The sequence below is a fragment of the Lyngbya sp. CCY1209 genome (genome assembly GCF_035615495.1).
In the GTDB taxonomy this organism is placed as follows: domain Bacteria; phylum Cyanobacteriota; class Cyanobacteriia; order Cyanobacteriales; family Microcoleaceae; genus Limnospira.
Window position 1 is genome coordinate 1 of the sequence record NZ_JAJENU010000315.1, and the last position, 16611, is coordinate 16611.

The following is a 16611-nucleotide window of genomic DNA, read 5'->3' on the forward strand; positions in this document are numbered from 1 at the left end:
AGGTACGTATCCGGCAGGTGTTTTCCTCTACCGTGACTCTAATATGACACAGACTGTTAAGCTTTGTAAAGGGTTTTTCGACAATTATTAATTATTATAAATATAAGCTTGTCTTATCAATGGACGATCGCACCCCGGAACGCGATCGCCCATATACCGACCCTTCTAGCCGGCGAAGCCCGCCAGGATGACCGCGATCGCGCCCACCGCAGCCAGTACCGACAGCACGACTCCGGCGTTGGGAGAGCCTTTCCATGAGTAGTTCTTATCGTCCATGAGGGATGTCCTCCATCGCTTTCCTTCATCTATTGTTACATTCCTTAACGACAGATGGCATGGATGTAGTGCTATATCCCCCGGCGACCATCGGGCCTGGTCTGGAGGACCCCAGCAAAATTCCAGAACTGAACCTCATCGGACGAATTATTTTACAATTTAAAAATCCTCCGATATATTCCGGCAATAAAATATTTCGGCCGATCGTGCCAATTTAACACCTGTTTCCAAAAATGAAAGTCGCCCGCAAATTCGATCGCCACCACTTGATTTTGAGCCTGTTCGGCTTAGTATTAACGTTGCTGCTGGCTTGGAATCCAGGAATTGCCCAAGAAACGGGTGAGCCGTCACCCCAAAGCAGTTCGACAGTTGAACTCACCGCAGCAGAACGGGCGTATATTGAAGCCAATCCGGTTCTGCGAGTTCATGCCGAGTCGGATTGGGCGCCTTATAACTTTGTCGAGGATGGGAATGTCGAAGGATTCAGCAACGAGTACATTCAGCTTGTCGCCCAAAAAGTGGGTCTCGAAGTTGAGTTTGTGGTCGGCCCGACTTGGGACGAATTTATGACCCTGCTGGCCCAGAAAAAAATTGATGTAGTCACCAATATGGTGATCACCGAAGAGCGCAAGAAATTCGCGCTCTTCTCCGACCAATATGTATTCGATTTGGTCAATTCTTTGCTGACCCGCAAAGACGGCGAAGACTATACCGAACTCGGGCAGCTCAAAGGCAAAAATTTGGCGATCGTCAGGGGGTTCTTTTTTGAGGAAATCTTGACAAAACACTATCCCGAAATCAACCTGCTGTTGACCAACAACACCTTGGATGCGATGAAGCAGGTGGAAGCGGGGAGGGCCGATGCGGCTTTGGAAAGTCATGCGAATTTTAACTATTATATCGACCGCTATTTCTTGAAAGATTTGGTGAGCCGTCCTCTGATTGGCGACCCTTATTTCTCCAATGCGGGTCAATATTTGGGCATCCGCAGCGATCGCCCGATTTTGAAATCAATTTTAGATAAAGCTATGGCGGCGGTTTCAGAAGAGGAGTACACCCATCTGCGTCGGCGCTGGTATCTGGCTGCCGATACCGCCAGCTTTGGTTTTACGAAAAAAGAATTAAAATATCTACAACATAAAGGTCAGATCGAAATGTGTGCCGACCCGAGTTGGATGCCCCTGGAGGCAATCATCGATGGGCAACATACGGGGATGAGCGCGGACTTCTTTAAATTGTTGGATGCCCGGATTGGCATCCCGATCGCCCTGTTGGAAACCGAAACATGGCCCGAAAGTATCGAACAATTTAAACGGCGGGAATGTGACATTCTCTCCCTGGCAATTCCCACCCCAGATCGGCGCGAATATGCCGAATTTACCCAACCCTATCTGGAACTGCCGTTGGTGATAGCTACCCGAGAAAAGGAACCGTTTATCGCCGATATTGCCGACGTTCTTGATCGCAAAATTGGAATTGTCAAGAGCTACGCTTTTGCGGAAGTATTGCGAAACCGATACCCCGAGATGCAAATCGTCGAGGTGATCTCCATTGACGAGGGTTTACAGCAAGTTGAACAGGGTAATCTGTTCGGGTATGTCGATCTTTTGCCGACCACCTCGTATGCCATCCAGAAACGATATCCTTCCCTGAAAATTGCCGGTCGATTTGAGCGGCTTTGGGAATTGGGGGTTGCCGTCCGCAACGATGAACCCGAGCTGCTGAGTATCTTCGAGAAAGCGATCGCTTCCATCGATGAAAAAGCCAAACAAGGCATCATCAACGATTGGATTTCTGTCCGGTATGAAAAAGGTGTCGATTATCGAGTCCTGCGGCGATATTTATTCTTCGGGCTGACCGTTTTGGCGGTCGTCCTTTATCGCCAATATTTGCTACAAACTTACAACCGCAAGCTAGAAAAGATCTCAGTTACCGATCCTTTGACGGGTTGTTACAATCGCCTCAAAATCGAAGAATGTTTGCAGAAACAAGAATCTCTTTTTCATCGATACCGACAGCCATTTAGCGTCATTCTCTGCGATATCGACTACTTCAAAAAGATCAACGATACCTTTGGGCATCTGGCCGGAGATGCCGTGTTGACCGAAATGGTGATGCTGTTCAATCAAAGACTCAGGGACACAGATATTTTGGGGCGGTGGGGTGGCGAAGAGTTTATCATCATTACTCCCAATACTGATTTATCCGCGGCGACGGCTCTGGCCGAGGCGCTGCGTCAACGGTTAGCCGACCACGAGTTTACCACGGTCGGCCATCAAACGGCCAGCTTTGGAGTCGCCGAATTTCAAAGGGGCAATCACTCGATCGCCCACCTGATCAGCCAGGTAGATGAAGCGTTGTACGAAGCCAAAGAAAGAGGTCGTAACCGTGCGATCGCCTATCAAGAAAGGCCGGCTATTTAGTCAACTGTCGCCCATCATCGCGGCGGCATGGATAAGCGGGTTTCTGTCAACCTTTATTGATATCGAGATCGGGTAAAATACAGGTCAAATCCGGCATCATACATCAGATGATTACCACCCCATAGCAGCCACAAACAATGTTGTTGAAAATTCTGATTCTTTTCCATACAATAGGGGCAACTATCTGGACAGGGGGACATCTAATCCTGGCGGTTACACTGTTACCCAAAGCCCTAAAAAACCGTGACCCGGATATCATTCATCGGTTTGAGGAGCATTTTGAGGGGTTTGGCTTAGTTGCCCTATTGTTGCCAGATGATTCATCGTTGCCAAAACTTCTTCGATCGCCACAGACTGCTGATGGGTATTGACAGAAATTTGTTCGGAATTTTCGGCAATATTATTCACGGCATTGATAGCAGTTTCAAAGGCTATTTTACTTTCATCAGTTAGTTTAATCGTGGAGTTCATAGCAGTTTTAATATCCCGAATCAAACTATTAATTTCTGCGGCAGAAGTTTTACTCTGATCGGCTAGTTTGCGGATTTCCGTTGCAATTACATTAAAACCTTGCCCATTTTCCTGGACTCGTACCGCCTCAACTGCTGCATTCAATGCCAACACATTGGTTTGATTTGCCAAATGACTCGAGACGGATGAAATCAAGCCGACCCGAGCTATTTTATCGTTTAAATCAGAAATTTGTTGAGTCAGTTTATCAACAGTTTCTTGCAAGCTATAATTTTTTTCATTCCCCTCACCCTCTATCAACAATAATACTTGTTTAGCCCCCCGAGAAGCCTCGGAGGCTTGAGTCGCTGAGGAGCGGGCAAAGTCAGTGAGTTCATTCATGGTGTTTGTCACTTGCCGCACCGATTGAACCTGATTGTCGAAGGCAGTTTTTAACTCTCCATTTTTAGTGGCAATCTCTGCAGCCATCAGGTTAAACGATTGAGCGAGGCGACCGATTTCATCTTTTCTGTTCTCTTCAATATAAACATTATAATCCCCTTCAGAAATTTTGTACGTCGCCTCAATTAACTTTTTTAATGGTGTGGCAATTTCTGTATTTAATATAGTCGAAAAAATGACCAACAGCGCCAAGAGTAAAATAGCCGCAATTAACAAATTGACCAGAGCCAGCTTGACGGCTTGTTGTGTTAAAACAGATTTGGGAAAAACGCTCACAAAATACCAATCCGGGCCGGCAATTTTTTTTACGGCTAGATACTCTCCCGATCCAGCATTGTTAATAATGATTTGCTGCTGAGGCGTGCTAGTGGTCAGTTGAAAGATATCTTTTAAGTTGCTATTCTCAAATTCAATGATTTTGTAGGGAGTGGTTCGATCCTGAATTTTATCCATTAACTTTGGATGGGCGATCAATTGACCATCATCCGTAAAAATTAAGTTATATCCTCCCTCAATATTATTATTAACAGTCCGTTCGATCAGAGCATTCAGCCTCACATCATGTCCGAGGGTAGCGATGGGTCGATCATTGATATCAATTGGAGTTGAAGAAGTGACCAGCCAAAGTTGACTAACTTCCTCAAAATAAGGGTCAGTCCAAACTGTTTTTCGCTCGGGATTATTTTCGAGGTTCGCGACGATATATTCTTCTTGTTTGGGCATATAAAAATTGGCATCCGCATCTTGAGCCCACGTCGGCACTTCCGGCCAATAGACAACAGTAATATTTTCGGGAGTCATCAAAAAGGTACTTTGAAATTGACTGTGCCAAGCTCGACCATAGGATTCAACTAACTGCTTTAAATTAATGACTTTATAGCGAATTTCATCGGTAATTTCTGCCGATTTTCCGATATAGACACCGGCTTCATTGGTCCCGTCAAAATTTTCGGGTCGATTGCGGATCACTCCGTCAGAGTTCCTGACAAATAACCGATTAAATTCCTTTTCTAGTTCGTCATTATCTCTATTCTTAGATGTCAATCTATCAATAATTTCCCGTTTTAAAATTTCATGATTGTCAGTTGCCAGTTGAAAAATTTGTTGTTCTCTGGCGACTCTTTCCACGACATATTCTTCGAGTTGCTCCAATTTCTGATTTCTCAAGGTGGAGAAAATTTGCCAGTAATTGATACCCGTGGCTGCTGTCACAATTAAAGTGGCACTAATTGCGACTTGAATCAGTGTTTTCCGGGTTAAGGAGCCCTCGGGTAATGATTGTAAAGATTTCTGAGATTTTGGGAATAAATTTAACATCTTATTAATTCTCAGAGCGTGGCAGCCACTCAAGAGCGGATCGGTCAGATCGACTGTGGCAGTCGGACAGCAAAGCCTGTCAACATCACCCCAGAGGAGGTTAGGACGACCATTCCATGAGTCGTTGAGCCTATTGTGACATTTTTTGAGGCCCGACTGCCAAACTCCCTGTTTTCTGTGTCTGTCGTGGCGAGTGTTATCCGCCAATAAAAAAGCGCCCCCCGAACGGGAGGCGCATCATGTAGGTTAGGCAACGATTCCAAAAATTAGCCAATTTCGGGAGCCACCAAAGCCACGGGGGTGGACTCGCCGGACGCCAAATCTAAGGGGAAGTTGTGCACGTTACGCTCGTGCATGGCTTCAATCCCCAGGTTGGCTCGGTTGATCACGTCGGCCCAAGTTTTGATCACTTTACCTTGGGAATCCAACACCGATTGGTTGAAGTTGAACCCGTTCAGGTTGACGGAGAAAGAGGCAACCGCCAAGGCGGCGAACCAGATGCCGATGACCGGCCAAGCACCCAAGAAGAAGTGCAGGGCGCGGCTGTTGTTGAAGGAAGCATATTGGAAGATCAGGCGACCGAAGTAGCCGTGAGCTGCCACAATGTTGTAGGTTTCCTCTTCTTGTCCGAATTTGTAGCCGTAGTTCTGGGACTCGATTTCGGTGGTTTCGCGAACCAGGGAAGACGTCACCAGAGAACCGTGCATCGCCGAGAACAGGGCGCCGCCGAAGACGCCGGCAACTCCGATCATGTGGAAGGGGTGCATCAAAACGTTATGTTCGGCTTGGAGCACTAACATGAAGTTAAACGTGCCAGAAATACCCAAGGGCAGACCGTCGGAGAAAGACCCCTGGCCGATGGAGTAAATCAGCAGTACGGCAGTGGCGGCGGCGACGGGGGCGCTGTAGGCGACGGCAATCCAAGGCCGCATCCCCAACCGATAGGAGAGTTCCCACTCGCGTCCCATGTAGCAAAAAATGCCGATCAGGAAGTGGAAAACAATCAGTTGGTAGGGGCCGCCGTTGTACAGCCATTCTTCCATGTTGGCGGCTTCCCAGATGGGATAAAAGTGCAACCCGATCGCGTTGGAACTGGGTACGACTGCCGCCGTGATGATGTTGTTTCCGTACAACAGGGAACCCGAAACGGGTTCGCGGATGCCGTCGATATCGACGGGAGGCGCGGCGATGAACGCCAGCACGAAACAGATGGTGGCGGTCAACAGGGTCGGGATCATCAGGACTCCGAACCAGCCGACGTAAAAGCGGTTGCTCGTGGATGTGACCCAACTGCAAAACCGTTCCCAGATGTTGCCGCTTTCGCGACGTTGTAAGGTAGTCGTCATGTCAAATATGTATGGCGTTCTTGAGTTTTCGAGGTACGTATGCGGCAGTTGTTTTTTCTACCGTGTCAACAATATGCCATGAGATGAACATATGAGTCAACAGTTTTATAGCCGTTTAGTTATATTTTTTACCAAATCAAATCTGGTCATTAAATAACTTTTGCTTATGAATTTGGGGTTGGGAGTCCCCTAAATCGCCAAACTCGCGCCGTCGCGGCGGATGTCCCCCGCGCCGGAGAGGGTGCCGTCGGGACGGGCGATCGCGGCATGGACTCCCCCGAAGAACATATTCCGTTCCCGCCATTGCCGGATCTCCCCAGCGATCGCACCCCGGATCTGCTCAACGGCGGCGCGATCGAACCCCGGTTCCAAATCGAAGCGATCGCTCTCCCAGTGCACCCGGGGACTCTCCACCGCCTCCCCCACCGACATCCCGAAATCCAGATGATTCGAGATCGCCTGTAAAATCGCCGTGCGGATGCGATTCGACCCCCCCGAACCCATCACCATCTCCAGGCGAGTCCCGTCCAAAATCATCGTCGGCGCCATCATCGACGAGATCCGCACGTCCTCCGGCCAGTTGTGGAAGCCGTGGGGGTTGAGATCCTCCTCCCCCAACATATTGTTGACCATGATTCCCGTCCCCGGGATGATGTAACCCGACCCCTCCCCGTTGGAGGTGGTGACGCTGGCCGCATTGCCGTCACTATCCAAAACGCTGATATGGGTCGTGCTTCCCCACTTATTCACCGCATCCCGCAATTGAGATTGATACGGTCGGCAATTCTCCTCGGACAAGAACACCCCGGCGATGTCGTCATCGTGGAGGCGATCGTCAAACCCGTGCCGTCGGGCCTCGTTGGTCAACTTCATCACCGCCGCCAGTAACTTTAAATGGCGGGCACTGCCGAACTCGACTCCGGCCAGATCGACTTCCGACAACAACTCCAAGGCAAATCCGATCAGCGTCCCCCCCGAGCTCGGCGGCGGATTCGTCAAAATCTGCTTTCCTCGATAATTGATACACAGGGGATTCCGTTCGATGACCCGATAGTTTTTCAAATCCTCCCGGGTCAGGTAGCCACCCCCTTCCCGGCAGTCCCCCACCAATTTTTCGGCGATCTCCCCCTCGTAAAATTCCCGGACGCCGGCTTCGAGCAAACCTGCGAGGGTTTTGGCCCAGTCGGTCATAACCAACCGTTCCCCGGCTTTCAGGATCGTGTCCCGGGGGGCGTAAATCTGTCGCCCTTCCGGGGAGGTCAGCAGGATCGACTGCAGGATTTGTTCGAGGGTGTAGGCTTGAAATCGATTGATCTCCACGCCGTTCCTCGCCAGGTGGATGGCGGGTTCGGCCACCACCCGGAGCGGCAGTGTCCCCAAAGTGCGGTGGACGTGGAACACCCCCGCCGCCACGCCGGGAACCGCCATCGACCCCAAGCCGATGTGAAATTCTTGGATCGAGCCGCCGAAGTTGACATCGACGGGGTAAAAATTGACTTGACTTTTGGGCCGTTTGGTGCGTGGCGTTTGGGTGAAAAAATCGAATAGAATGTTTTGGTTGGTGTCAGTATGCGCCAACAAAAAACCGCCCCCCGCCAGGGAAGTCAGTCCGGGTTCGGCGACGCAGGCGGCCAACATGGAAGCCACTGCCGCATCGAAGGCATTGCCGCCCAATTCCAACATTTTTAACCCGGCTCGGGCGGTTTCTGGGTGGCCGGCGGCAACGATACCGTGTAACTTTTGCATGGTGGTTTGGATTCCTTAAGAATAAAGTTCGTCTCGGGTGATACAGACCGGTTCGGGGACGACCTCCCACAATTTCAAGTGGGCGCTGCAACCGTTTCGAGTCAATTAAGGATCGCAGGTTTTCCGGATTCGATCCCGTTTTTTTGCGCCCGGGGTGAAGCCCCCCATGTGCTGGCCCCCCCAAACTGTGGGTCTCCGGCCTGTTTCGATCGCACTTCAGGAACTTCTAGACTCGAAAACAGTTCAAAAAGATTGGGCTGTTTTCCTGGCGCGATCCGGTTCCGGAAGTTTTGAGGACGAGGGTTGGCTATTGATTGTAGATACAGCTTCCCCATACCCGGTGAGGGGTGATGAGTGTTATGCTCTGCTCGGAGATGTCGATCATGAATTCTTGGTTATCTTCTGTTTTTCGTCCGGCGAACCGGAAGCGGTGGCGATCGCTGGCCGTCGGAATGATCGCCCTGGTCGGGGTGCTGACCGGGGCGGTTCCGGACCTGTCCGATCGCTCCGATTGGTTGGGGACGGAGGTTTGGGCGCAACAGGGTTCGGGCGTCAGCGATGAGGAAATTCGCAACTATGCCCGGGCGGTGCTGTTGATCGAACCCAGACGTCAACAAGCCTACGATGAAATTAAGGGAATTTCGGGGGGAGCGGTTCCGGCGGTGATCTGCAACGAAACCGGGAGCATCAACAGTCTCAACCGAGATTTGCGGGCGATCGCGGTGAATTACTGCGAGCAGGCGAAGAATTATATCGAACAGCACAATTTGACGGTGACTCGGTTCAACGAGATCACGCGATCGCAGCAGGCTAACCCGAACCTCCAGGAGCGCATTCAGGAAGAGTTGCTCCGCCTGCAGCGCAATGCCGGAAATTGATTCGAGCCATCCCCCAGTTTTTTCGGGGGAGCGGAAATCAATTCTTTGCTCTTTCCCTTTGACTGATTCCGCGACGGCGATGAGACCTGTATTGTTATTGATAAATGTCTGGAGTTGAGAAGATCATGAAAGTATCATCAAAGCCATTTTCGGTGCATCCCCGACCCGTGTTATTGCAATCTGCCGCCATCGGTGTTTTGTCGGCGATCGCCGTCTTGGGCGGGTGGGTTCCAGACCTGAGAGCACCCGCCCCCACGGAAAGTTTCGGCACCGTCGCGAGGGCTCAAAACAACAATTTTACCGACGAGGAAATTACCAATTACGCCCGAGCCGCGATCGCCTTGGAGTCCCGGCGGCATCAGGCGTTCGAGGAAATCAAAAGGATCGTCGGACAGGTGCCGCGCATCGTCTGCGACGAACCAACGAGCATCAATGCCCTGCCGGGAAATGCCCCCCAAATTGCGGTGAGTTACTGCGATCGGGCGAAACAAATTATCGAAGGGAAGGGGTTGAGCGTCGCCCGCTTTAATGAAATCACCCGCCAGCAGCAGTCCGACTCCCAATTTAGAGAGCGAATTCAGGCGGAAATTTTGCTGATTTTGCAATCTCCAAATTAGATTGTTTATGTCTTCAATAAAAGCGCCCAAAGTCGCTTTAAGCTGTAGGCAAAAAATTGGGGATTGAGAATTTCTTGGATTGCCTTCGGGCCTTCCCGGCGGATTTTTCGGAGGTAAAATAATGTTCCCCAATAACAGTCGAACAGCCGCCGGCCGGGGTATTCTTTTTGGATGCCGCCAGGGTCGAGGCGGATGCCGTAGGGGTTATAGTTTTTGCGATTTAAAGGGTTGAGGCGGGTCAACCCTTCTCGGCGGGCGAATGTCGCGTAGGTGATGCCCCGCCGCCGCGATCGCGTCGAGGTTTGGGGGTCGATCCACTCCCAGACGGCCCAATTGTCGCTGGCAAATAAAAACTCGGAAATGTCTTTCGTGACCTGGCAATATTTTAATCGGATACCCACCGGAATTTCGCCCCAGGGGCCGTGCAGCCAGACGAAATCGGGGTCGAAAAAGACTTTGAAGGCGATCGCATCCGTGCCGTTGAGCGTGACTTTGGCAACCCGTCCGATCATCCCGGAACCGATAATTTCAACGGTTACGGCGATCGCACGTTGGCGGGGACAGCCGGGAAATTGTAGGCGAAAATGAGCGATCGCGTTTGGGGTCGAGGTTTGTTTGACATAAAGGGCGAGATCGTCGAACAATTGGCGAATTTCCGCCACACTCAAACCGCAGTCCAGATAGGCGGCGATCGGTTCCCCGAAATACAGCCTAGATTGGCCCGTCTCCCGGCGAAATTGCTGGCAGAGTTGGTAAAATTTTTGGGGTGAAATCAGTTCGGTTTGTGCCTGAGCGATAATAGACTGGGGTGTGGACTCGGGAGGAGGCGTCGCAGTGCGACAAATTGGCTGAATCATTCGGAGGCCCGGGGTAAATTTGAATATCCCTACACTCCCTACCAGTCTAGCATCGGAATTTTTTCATGTAAAATTGGGGCGAAATCGTCGCCGAGTGAGGTGGGCCCCCGGCGATCGCCCGTAATTCCCGGGAAAATCTCACTTTTTGATGCAGGGTTTCAGTTGCGTATCGATATTTTTGATATGGTTGATAAACCAATCCAATAAATCAATTTTAATTCCTCTGACAATGGAATCAAAGCTGTGATTTTGGTCAATTTTTAGTTTGATATTTTCAAAATTTGCGATAAATTGTTCGTGGGCTTTTTGATTTTTGCAGGCGACGGGGCAATGATAAAGATTCATGCAGGATTCCTCATATTTAAAATGATTGTTGACGTACATATCCAAAAAACTCAACGTCGATTTTAGCTCGTGCTTGCCCCGCCTTTCTTCGAGATTTTGGATCAATAAGTCCATTTGGTCGAACAACTGTTTGTGCTGAAAGTCAATTAACGGGATACCAGTTTTGAGAGAATCGTTCCAGGTTGACGGCATGGGTTTACATCCTTACTGATGAAATGGAATTGAGGGGATATCTACACTATACAAGCCGGCGGTTATTTCGTGTTTTGAAAAAAATTAAGTTTTTTTTAAAAATGATTCGATCCACCCGGATCGAACCTGCGGTTATCGATCCGAATTATTTTCCTTTTCGGAGTTATTTAAACGCTCCTCCATTTGTTTCATTTCTTCCCTCAAATTCTCTTCCATTCCGGTCATGTGCGTTTCAACTTCCCGGTGCATTTTGCCCACATTATTTTCGACGCGATCGACTTTTTCCGTCAGTTCCTTCAACTGGACTTCGATGCCGTCAGGCGAGATTTTGATCGACTGGATCAATGTAGCCGTCGCCGGTTGAAAGAGGAGGATGACGGCGATCAGTCCGATATCCGCAAAGGTAATTTCCGGAAGTGGCACGTCGGCACTTTCGGTGGAGTCGGGATACTCCCCACTGGTGGGGGTAGCAAAGGTGGAAATCGCGAAAGATGCGACGGGAATGACGAATAGTTTGACCGCGAGATAGACGACGGACAGCCAAGAAATAATTTCGATAAACTGCGCCTTACTCCCATCAAATCTGGCTCGATTTTCCGGTACACTTTCATTCTCGGAAGTCATGACAATATTCGTGTAAGATAAGCGGACGGACTAGACATGAAAGGTGGGAAAATTAATCGACAATTACTAATTGTTAATGATGGATTGTTGATGATTAATTTTTAATTTTCCCACCGGCAAATTTGGGGTTAGGATTCCGATCGCGCCGAATTGAGGCGATCGCAGGCCATTTTCAGAGCCGCTTTCACCCGTTCAAACCCCGTGCCGCCGTAGCTATTCCGGGCCGCGACAACTCGATGGGGTGCGATCGCCTCGTAAATATCCGCCTCGAATTGGGGGTGCAAAGACTGCCACTCCTCCAACGTCAGATCCTTCAACAATTTCCCCGACTCCAGACAGGTCCTCACCACCTTTCCGACCAAATTGTAAGCCTCCCGGAACGGGACGCCCTTCGTCGCCAGGTAGTCCGCCACGTCCGTCGCGTTGGAGAAGTCCTCCGCCACCGCCTCCGCCAGACGGGGGGCGCGAAATTCCATCCCCTCCGCCAACAAAATCGTCATCGCCTCCAGACAGCCTTTCACCGTCTTCACCGCGTCGAACAGGGCCTCTTTGTCCTCCTGGAGGTCCTTATTGTACGCCAGGGGCAACCCCTTCATCAGCACTAGCATCCCCTGCAAATGACCGAATACCCGGCCCGTTTTTCCCCGCACCAGTTCCGGCACGTCGGGGTTTTTCTTCTGCGGCATGATGCTCGAACCCGTCGAACAGCTATCGGTGAGGGTGACGAAGCCGAATTCTTGGGACGCCCAGAGGATGATTTCTTCCGAGAGGCGGCTGAGGTGGACGAGGATGATGCTGGCGGCGCCGAGAAATTCGATCGCCCAGTCGCGATCGCTTACCCCGTCCAGGCTGTTGGCGTAAACCTGCCCGAACCCCAGCAATTCGGCGCTGTAGTGGCGATCGATGGGAAATGTGGTTCCCGCCAGCGCCCCGCACCCGAGGGGGGAGATGTCCACCCGCTTGTAAATCTCGCCCAGGCGTTCCCAGTCCCGGTTCGCCATCTCCACATAGGCCAACAAATGGTGGGCGAGGCTGAGGGGTTGAGCCCGCTGCAGGTGGGTGTAGCCGGGGATGAGGGTTTCGACGTGGCCTTCGGCGATATCCAAAAGGACGCCCTGGAAGTCGAGGAGTTGCGCCCGAATTTGTCGGATTTGGTCCCGCAGGTAGAGGCGGGTGTCGGTGCCCACCTGATCGTTGCGCGATCGCCCGGTGTGCAGCTTTTTACCCACATCTCCGGCAATTTCCGTCAGCCGCCGTTCGACGGCAAAATGAATGTCTTCGGCGTCCACGCCGGGGTTGAATTGGCCGTCGCGATATTCTTGGCGAATTTGTTCCAACCCCGCCACCAGTTGCTCCCCTTCTTCCGGGGAGATGATCCCGGTTTTCGCCAACATTTGGGCGTGGGCGATCGATCCGGTGAGGTCGTATTCGATCAGCTCGATGTCGAAGCCGATGCTGGCGTTAAAGGTCGCGATCGCGGGATGCAGGGCCTTTTCAAACCGTTGGCTCCAGGTTTTTGCTTGTGTCATGGAAGGTACGGGTGTCAATCGTCAATCAAACCTTAACTGTAATGCGAAAACAAGTCTCCCGTCATCGCGGCTTGACGGTGGGGTGAACGTTCGCCGACAAACCGCTCCAACAAGCAAGCCCATATATCACAAACCCGTTATCCGGACAAGTCGGGGATGAGCCAGTTGTCCGTCAGGCGATCCCAGTCGGGACGAACAAAAACAGGTTTTGACCCGATTCTTCGGAGCTTCTCGACGGGGATAGTATCCGGATTGTTGAGAGCGATCGACGGGAGTGGTAAAGAAGAAAAATTGCCTTCCTCCAATTGGTGAGTTATGATGAAAAAAATATCGACTAATGATAGATATCGACTAATGATAGCCAGTCCGGTAGGGTGGGTTAGGCGCGACAGTAATTTTTCAGAAAAACCCGCAACTTTTCATCTGCGCCGTAACCCACCATTTCCTTTTTAATGCTCCAATTTAGTTAATCATTCATCATTTCCCGGCGCAAGGCTACAACTACTTCCAGACTTAATCCCGTTGCTTGCGCGATCGCTTCATCGTTCAGTTGACCCAGTAAATTTCGAGCCACGTCACGTTGTGCTTCTTCTCGTCCTTCCTCTCGTCCCAAAGCGATCGCACCCTGTTGGTCATAAATAAACATTTCTCGTCGCTCTAAATCTTCTAACTCTTCGGGAGTCAAGCCGGCTTGATTGGCAATTTCAAACGCCTGATGGAATTCCGCGATCGCGTCCATATTTTCTGGAATCGAGGTGAGCGATCGCGCAAATTTCATAAAATAAATCCACTGATCTGCTAGGGTTTCAAGTTGGTCGAGTTCTTTGGTAAACTTCGGCAATTCGACAAAGACTAACTCAATATCATTGTCCGTATAGTCCCAGCCTTCCGACTTCTCTTTATAAATGAAGCGGGAAATTAGGCGATCGCGTTCGGGAAACATTTCAAAATCAGTTAAGGTTAAAGCGATCGCCGGTTTCAGGTATCGATACCCTTGTCCCCGTTGCAGTTGGAACGCATAGGTTTTCGCGGCATTAAATAAAACTCGCTTTCCAAAAGACTGCACGTTTAACACCTGCACTTCAATGATCACCAGTGTCCCATCATTCAACTTCGCTTTGACGTCAAGATAGGTATCTTTTAACCCTTCGAGTTGAGGGGGTAAATTGGGATCAATAATTTCCAAGTCTTCAATGGTCGGATTACCGTCATAGACCAAAGCATTGAGAAAACTGATTAAAATGTTCTTGCTTTCTGCCGAACCGAAGATTTTTTTAAAAGCGTAGTCGGTTTTGGGGTTGATAAATCTCATGGCGACCGCACCTCCGCTTGTTGCATGGATTTTAGCATAGCCTGGGTCTTCTGGAGTTCCGCCTGAAGTGCGTCCAGTTCCTTTTGAGTTTCGATAGCCGTTTGCATCCAGGCTTGTGACTGAGATGCCAAAGCTTGATAACGATTTTTGTCCTGGTTGAGTTGCCAAATTTGACCTTGTTTTTTGACTTCTAGTTGCGAGAGTTGCTCAATGCCAGTTAATATAGCAATGTGAAACCATTTGTAAAATTGTTCGGCCCCCAAACCCCCAATCCTGGGGGCTTTAAGCGGATCGATTTTTCACGAATCATTTCACACCGCTATAAAAGATGAAGTTGTCGCTGAGTCCATTTTTCGGGTTCAATCTGAGATAAATATTGGCGCAAATAATACCGCTCTTTGGGAAGCTGTTCGGGTGCGATCGTCCCTGTCGAATCCGAATCGCTGAGATGGAGAGGATAAGGATAGTAAGCAATGGTTTGACCGGTGGCGATCGCGGCCGCCAAAATCTGCCAATTTAATGCTTGTAAATCTCGCACTTCACAATCGGGGAATGTTCGCAAAAATTCGACCGAAAATAAAGCGCACAGATCTCGACTTTGATTCAATTCTAAGAGTTGAAGTAAAGAGCCATCATGGGAGTTGTTCTTGAATCGTGTCCGACTCGGTTTGAATTTGATGCGATCGCTCTTGAGACTGTTCGAGTTGGGTTTGAGTTTGCTGCTGTTGATGCTCTAGCTGCTCGACTTTTGTTTGGCTGTCGCGCAGTTTTTCTTCGGATAATTTGAGTTGATTTTGTGTCGCCTTTAACGGGTGCTGATATTGATTTGATTCTGCCTGTGTTTGAGTATAGTTTTCTCGGCATTGATTGAGGTCGGATTGGGTGTCGTTTATTTGTAATTTCAAGGAGTCTATTTCTTTCGCTTGTTCCTGTTGGCGATCGCGAGATGCCTTCAACTCGGCTTGTAGCTGAGTGCGAACCCTTTCCCATTCGGATTGTGTTTGAGAAAATTGAACTTTCAGTTCGTCGAATTTAACCCGATCCTGCTCTCGTTGCTCCTGCGACTGTTTCAATGCGACTTGAGTTTGAGTCAGCTCATCTTGAAGTTGCCGTGCGGTTAGCATCCAGCTTTGAGACTGAGGGGAGAGAGGTGGGTTATTTGTTGCGGACAACTGACTGTTGTTTTCGAGTTTTTCCATGAGATTTTTTGAGGTCAGGGATTCAATCGCGTCATTCACAATACCTAAACGGTGACGGTTTGGAGGGAGTAGAAACGATCGCACCCCGGCTAAAATTCCGATTGTCCTATGCTTGAGGATCAATTCTCGGTTGCAGTTCTAACGCACGGCGGTAACACGAACTGGCTTCGATCGATTCACCCTGCTCTGCCAAAGCGTCTCCCAAATATTTGTGTGACCAACAATAATCTGGGTTTAACTCAACTGCCTGTCGGAAAGCAGCGATCGCCTCGGGCCAATTTTCCTGGTTCTGAAAAACTCGGCCCAACTCTACATAAATTTCAAAGTTGTCAGGCTGAAGTTTGAGAGCCGTTTGATAAGCTGCGATCGCCACGTTAATCAGCGAAACTATAACGCGATTAGCCCACAGTTACAGCAACAGCTTACGGAATATTTCCGCCCCTATAACCAACAACTCGAAGATTATCTTGGGCGTAAATTCAACTGGTAGGATGCGCCTCTAAAAAATCTTAGCTAGAGGATAAGAAATAATGGCTGTATCTTCTGTCATAATGATTAAATCATATTCTAAAGATTGGCAAAGTAAAAGGCGATCAAACGGGTCTTTATCAGCAGCAATGGCTTCTAACCGAGGCAACACCCGCTTCAACCGCGTGGTTTCCGGGGCGGGGGCTCGAACCGCTACTACACCCGCATAGAGACACCCCAACAGGGCGACAATGGCCTCAATACTTTGGGGATAGACGAGTCAAACGCGATCGCCCACCGTACAATGGGCTTGGAGAAAAGCGGCGATCGCTCTTGCCCTAGTATCGAGTTCCCCCAAGGTAAGATTTTCCCCCCGATACTGACCCTGTTTGAGAAAGGTGTAGGCGAGGGTGTCAGGTGCTTGACGGGCGCGATCGTGTAGCATATCTACCAGAGAAACATGGCGATTCTCCTCCGGAGACGCTTTCTTAAAGTAGAACAGTCCATCCCGGTGTTTGCAAAGCGTGGCTGACGTGGGGGTATGTCCCTTCAGTTTACCGATCTGGTAGT

The 16611-nt window shown here is 49.9% G+C and carries 16 protein-coding genes and 1 pseudogene; 4 read left to right on the forward strand and 13 right to left on the reverse strand.

From position 1 onward, the window contains the following. Nucleotides 1-108 precede the first annotated feature (108 nt). Nucleotides 109-258 carry a hypothetical protein gene (locus tag LKE08_RS09090; RefSeq protein WP_324703901.1) on the forward strand — a complete coding sequence of 50 codons (150 nt, stop codon included), beginning with the start codon at nucleotides 109-111 and terminating at the stop codon, nucleotides 256-258. A gap of 251 nt (nucleotides 259-509) precedes the next feature. Further along, nucleotides 510-2699, forward strand: a complete 2190-nt coding sequence (locus LKE08_RS09095; protein WP_324703902.1) for a diguanylate cyclase — start codon at nucleotides 510-512, stop codon at nucleotides 2697-2699. Nucleotides 2700-2954: 255 nt separating this feature from the next. Here the strand turns inward: LKE08_RS09095 and LKE08_RS09100 are convergent, their stop codons facing one another. From LKE08_RS09100 to ggt, 3 genes are all read right to left on the reverse strand, one after another. Continuing rightward, complete coding sequence (locus LKE08_RS09100) at nucleotides 2955-4928, reverse strand: methyl-accepting chemotaxis protein (protein WP_324703903.1); 1974 nt, start codon at nucleotides 4926-4928, stop codon at nucleotides 2955-2957. A gap of 266 nt (nucleotides 4929-5194) precedes the next feature. Continuing rightward, nucleotides 5195-6274 (reverse strand): photosystem II q(b) protein, encoded by a 1080-nt coding sequence (gene psbA / locus LKE08_RS09105; protein ID WP_324703904.1) that lies wholly within the window; start codon nucleotides 6272-6274, stop codon nucleotides 5195-5197. Between the two features lie 189 nt (nucleotides 6275-6463). Beyond that, nucleotides 6464-8020: a gamma-glutamyltransferase gene (ggt, locus tag LKE08_RS09110; protein WP_324703905.1), complete on the reverse strand. Its 1557-nt coding sequence runs from the start codon at nucleotides 8018-8020 to the stop codon at nucleotides 6464-6466. Nucleotides 8021-8403: 383 nt separating this feature from the next. Here ggt and LKE08_RS09115 point away from each other — a divergent pair, with 383 nt between their 5' ends. Continuing rightward, nucleotides 8404-8898 (forward strand): DUF4168 domain-containing protein, encoded by a 495-nt coding sequence (locus LKE08_RS09115; protein ID WP_324703906.1) that lies wholly within the window; start codon nucleotides 8404-8406, stop codon nucleotides 8896-8898. Nucleotides 8899-9023: 125 nt separating this feature from the next. Next, entirely contained in the window at nucleotides 9024-9515 is a 492-nt protein-coding gene (locus tag LKE08_RS09120) for a DUF4168 domain-containing protein (RefSeq protein WP_324703907.1), read from the forward strand. Nucleotides 9516-9520: 5 nt separating this feature from the next. Here the strand turns inward: LKE08_RS09120 and LKE08_RS09125 are convergent, their stop codons facing one another. The 10 genes and pseudogenes from LKE08_RS09125 to LKE08_RS09170 form a co-directional block, all read right to left on the reverse strand. Continuing rightward, a complete protein-coding gene (locus tag LKE08_RS09125; protein WP_324703908.1) occupies nucleotides 9521-10372 on the reverse strand; it encodes a hypothetical protein in 852 nt (283 codons plus the stop codon). Between the two features lie 138 nt (nucleotides 10373-10510). Then, nucleotides 10511-10909, reverse strand: coding sequence for a hemerythrin family protein (locus tag LKE08_RS09130; protein WP_324703909.1), 399 nt, complete (start codon nucleotides 10907-10909; stop codon nucleotides 10511-10513). Between the two features lie 132 nt (nucleotides 10910-11041). Continuing rightward, the gene (locus LKE08_RS09135) at nucleotides 11042-11533 is read right to left on the reverse strand and encodes a hypothetical protein (RefSeq protein ID WP_324703910.1); all 492 of its coding nucleotides are present in this window, start codon (nucleotides 11531-11533) and stop codon (nucleotides 11042-11044) included. 128 nt (nucleotides 11534-11661) lie between these two features. Beyond that, nucleotides 11662-13062, reverse strand: coding sequence for an argininosuccinate lyase (gene argH, locus LKE08_RS09140; RefSeq protein ID WP_324703911.1), 1401 nt, complete (start codon nucleotides 13060-13062; stop codon nucleotides 11662-11664). A 466-nt stretch (nucleotides 13063-13528) separates the two neighbouring features. Continuing rightward, nucleotides 13529-14374, reverse strand: coding sequence for an Rpn family recombination-promoting nuclease/putative transposase (locus tag LKE08_RS09145; RefSeq protein ID WP_324703917.1), 846 nt, complete (start codon nucleotides 14372-14374; stop codon nucleotides 13529-13531). A 319-nt stretch (nucleotides 14375-14693) separates the two neighbouring features. Continuing rightward, on the reverse strand, nucleotides 14694-14912 hold the full coding sequence (locus LKE08_RS09150) for a hypothetical protein (RefSeq protein ID WP_324703912.1): 219 nt from the start codon (nucleotides 14910-14912) through the stop codon (nucleotides 14694-14696). Nucleotides 14913-15006: 94 nt separating this feature from the next. Next, nucleotides 15007-15657 (reverse strand): hypothetical protein, encoded by a 651-nt coding sequence (locus tag LKE08_RS09155; protein WP_324703913.1) that lies wholly within the window; start codon nucleotides 15655-15657, stop codon nucleotides 15007-15009. A 22-nt stretch (nucleotides 15658-15679) separates the two neighbouring features. Further along, nucleotides 15680-15946, reverse strand: a complete 267-nt coding sequence (locus tag LKE08_RS09160; protein ID WP_324703914.1) for a tetratricopeptide repeat protein — start codon at nucleotides 15944-15946, stop codon at nucleotides 15680-15682. Between the two features lie 126 nt (nucleotides 15947-16072). Then, nucleotides 16073-16222, reverse strand: a complete 150-nt coding sequence (locus tag LKE08_RS09165) for a hypothetical protein (RefSeq protein WP_324703915.1) — start codon at nucleotides 16220-16222, stop codon at nucleotides 16073-16075. Nucleotides 16223-16321: 99 nt separating this feature from the next. Then, nucleotides 16322-16611, reverse strand: a pseudogene (locus tag LKE08_RS09170) (hypothetical protein); the annotation flags it as partial.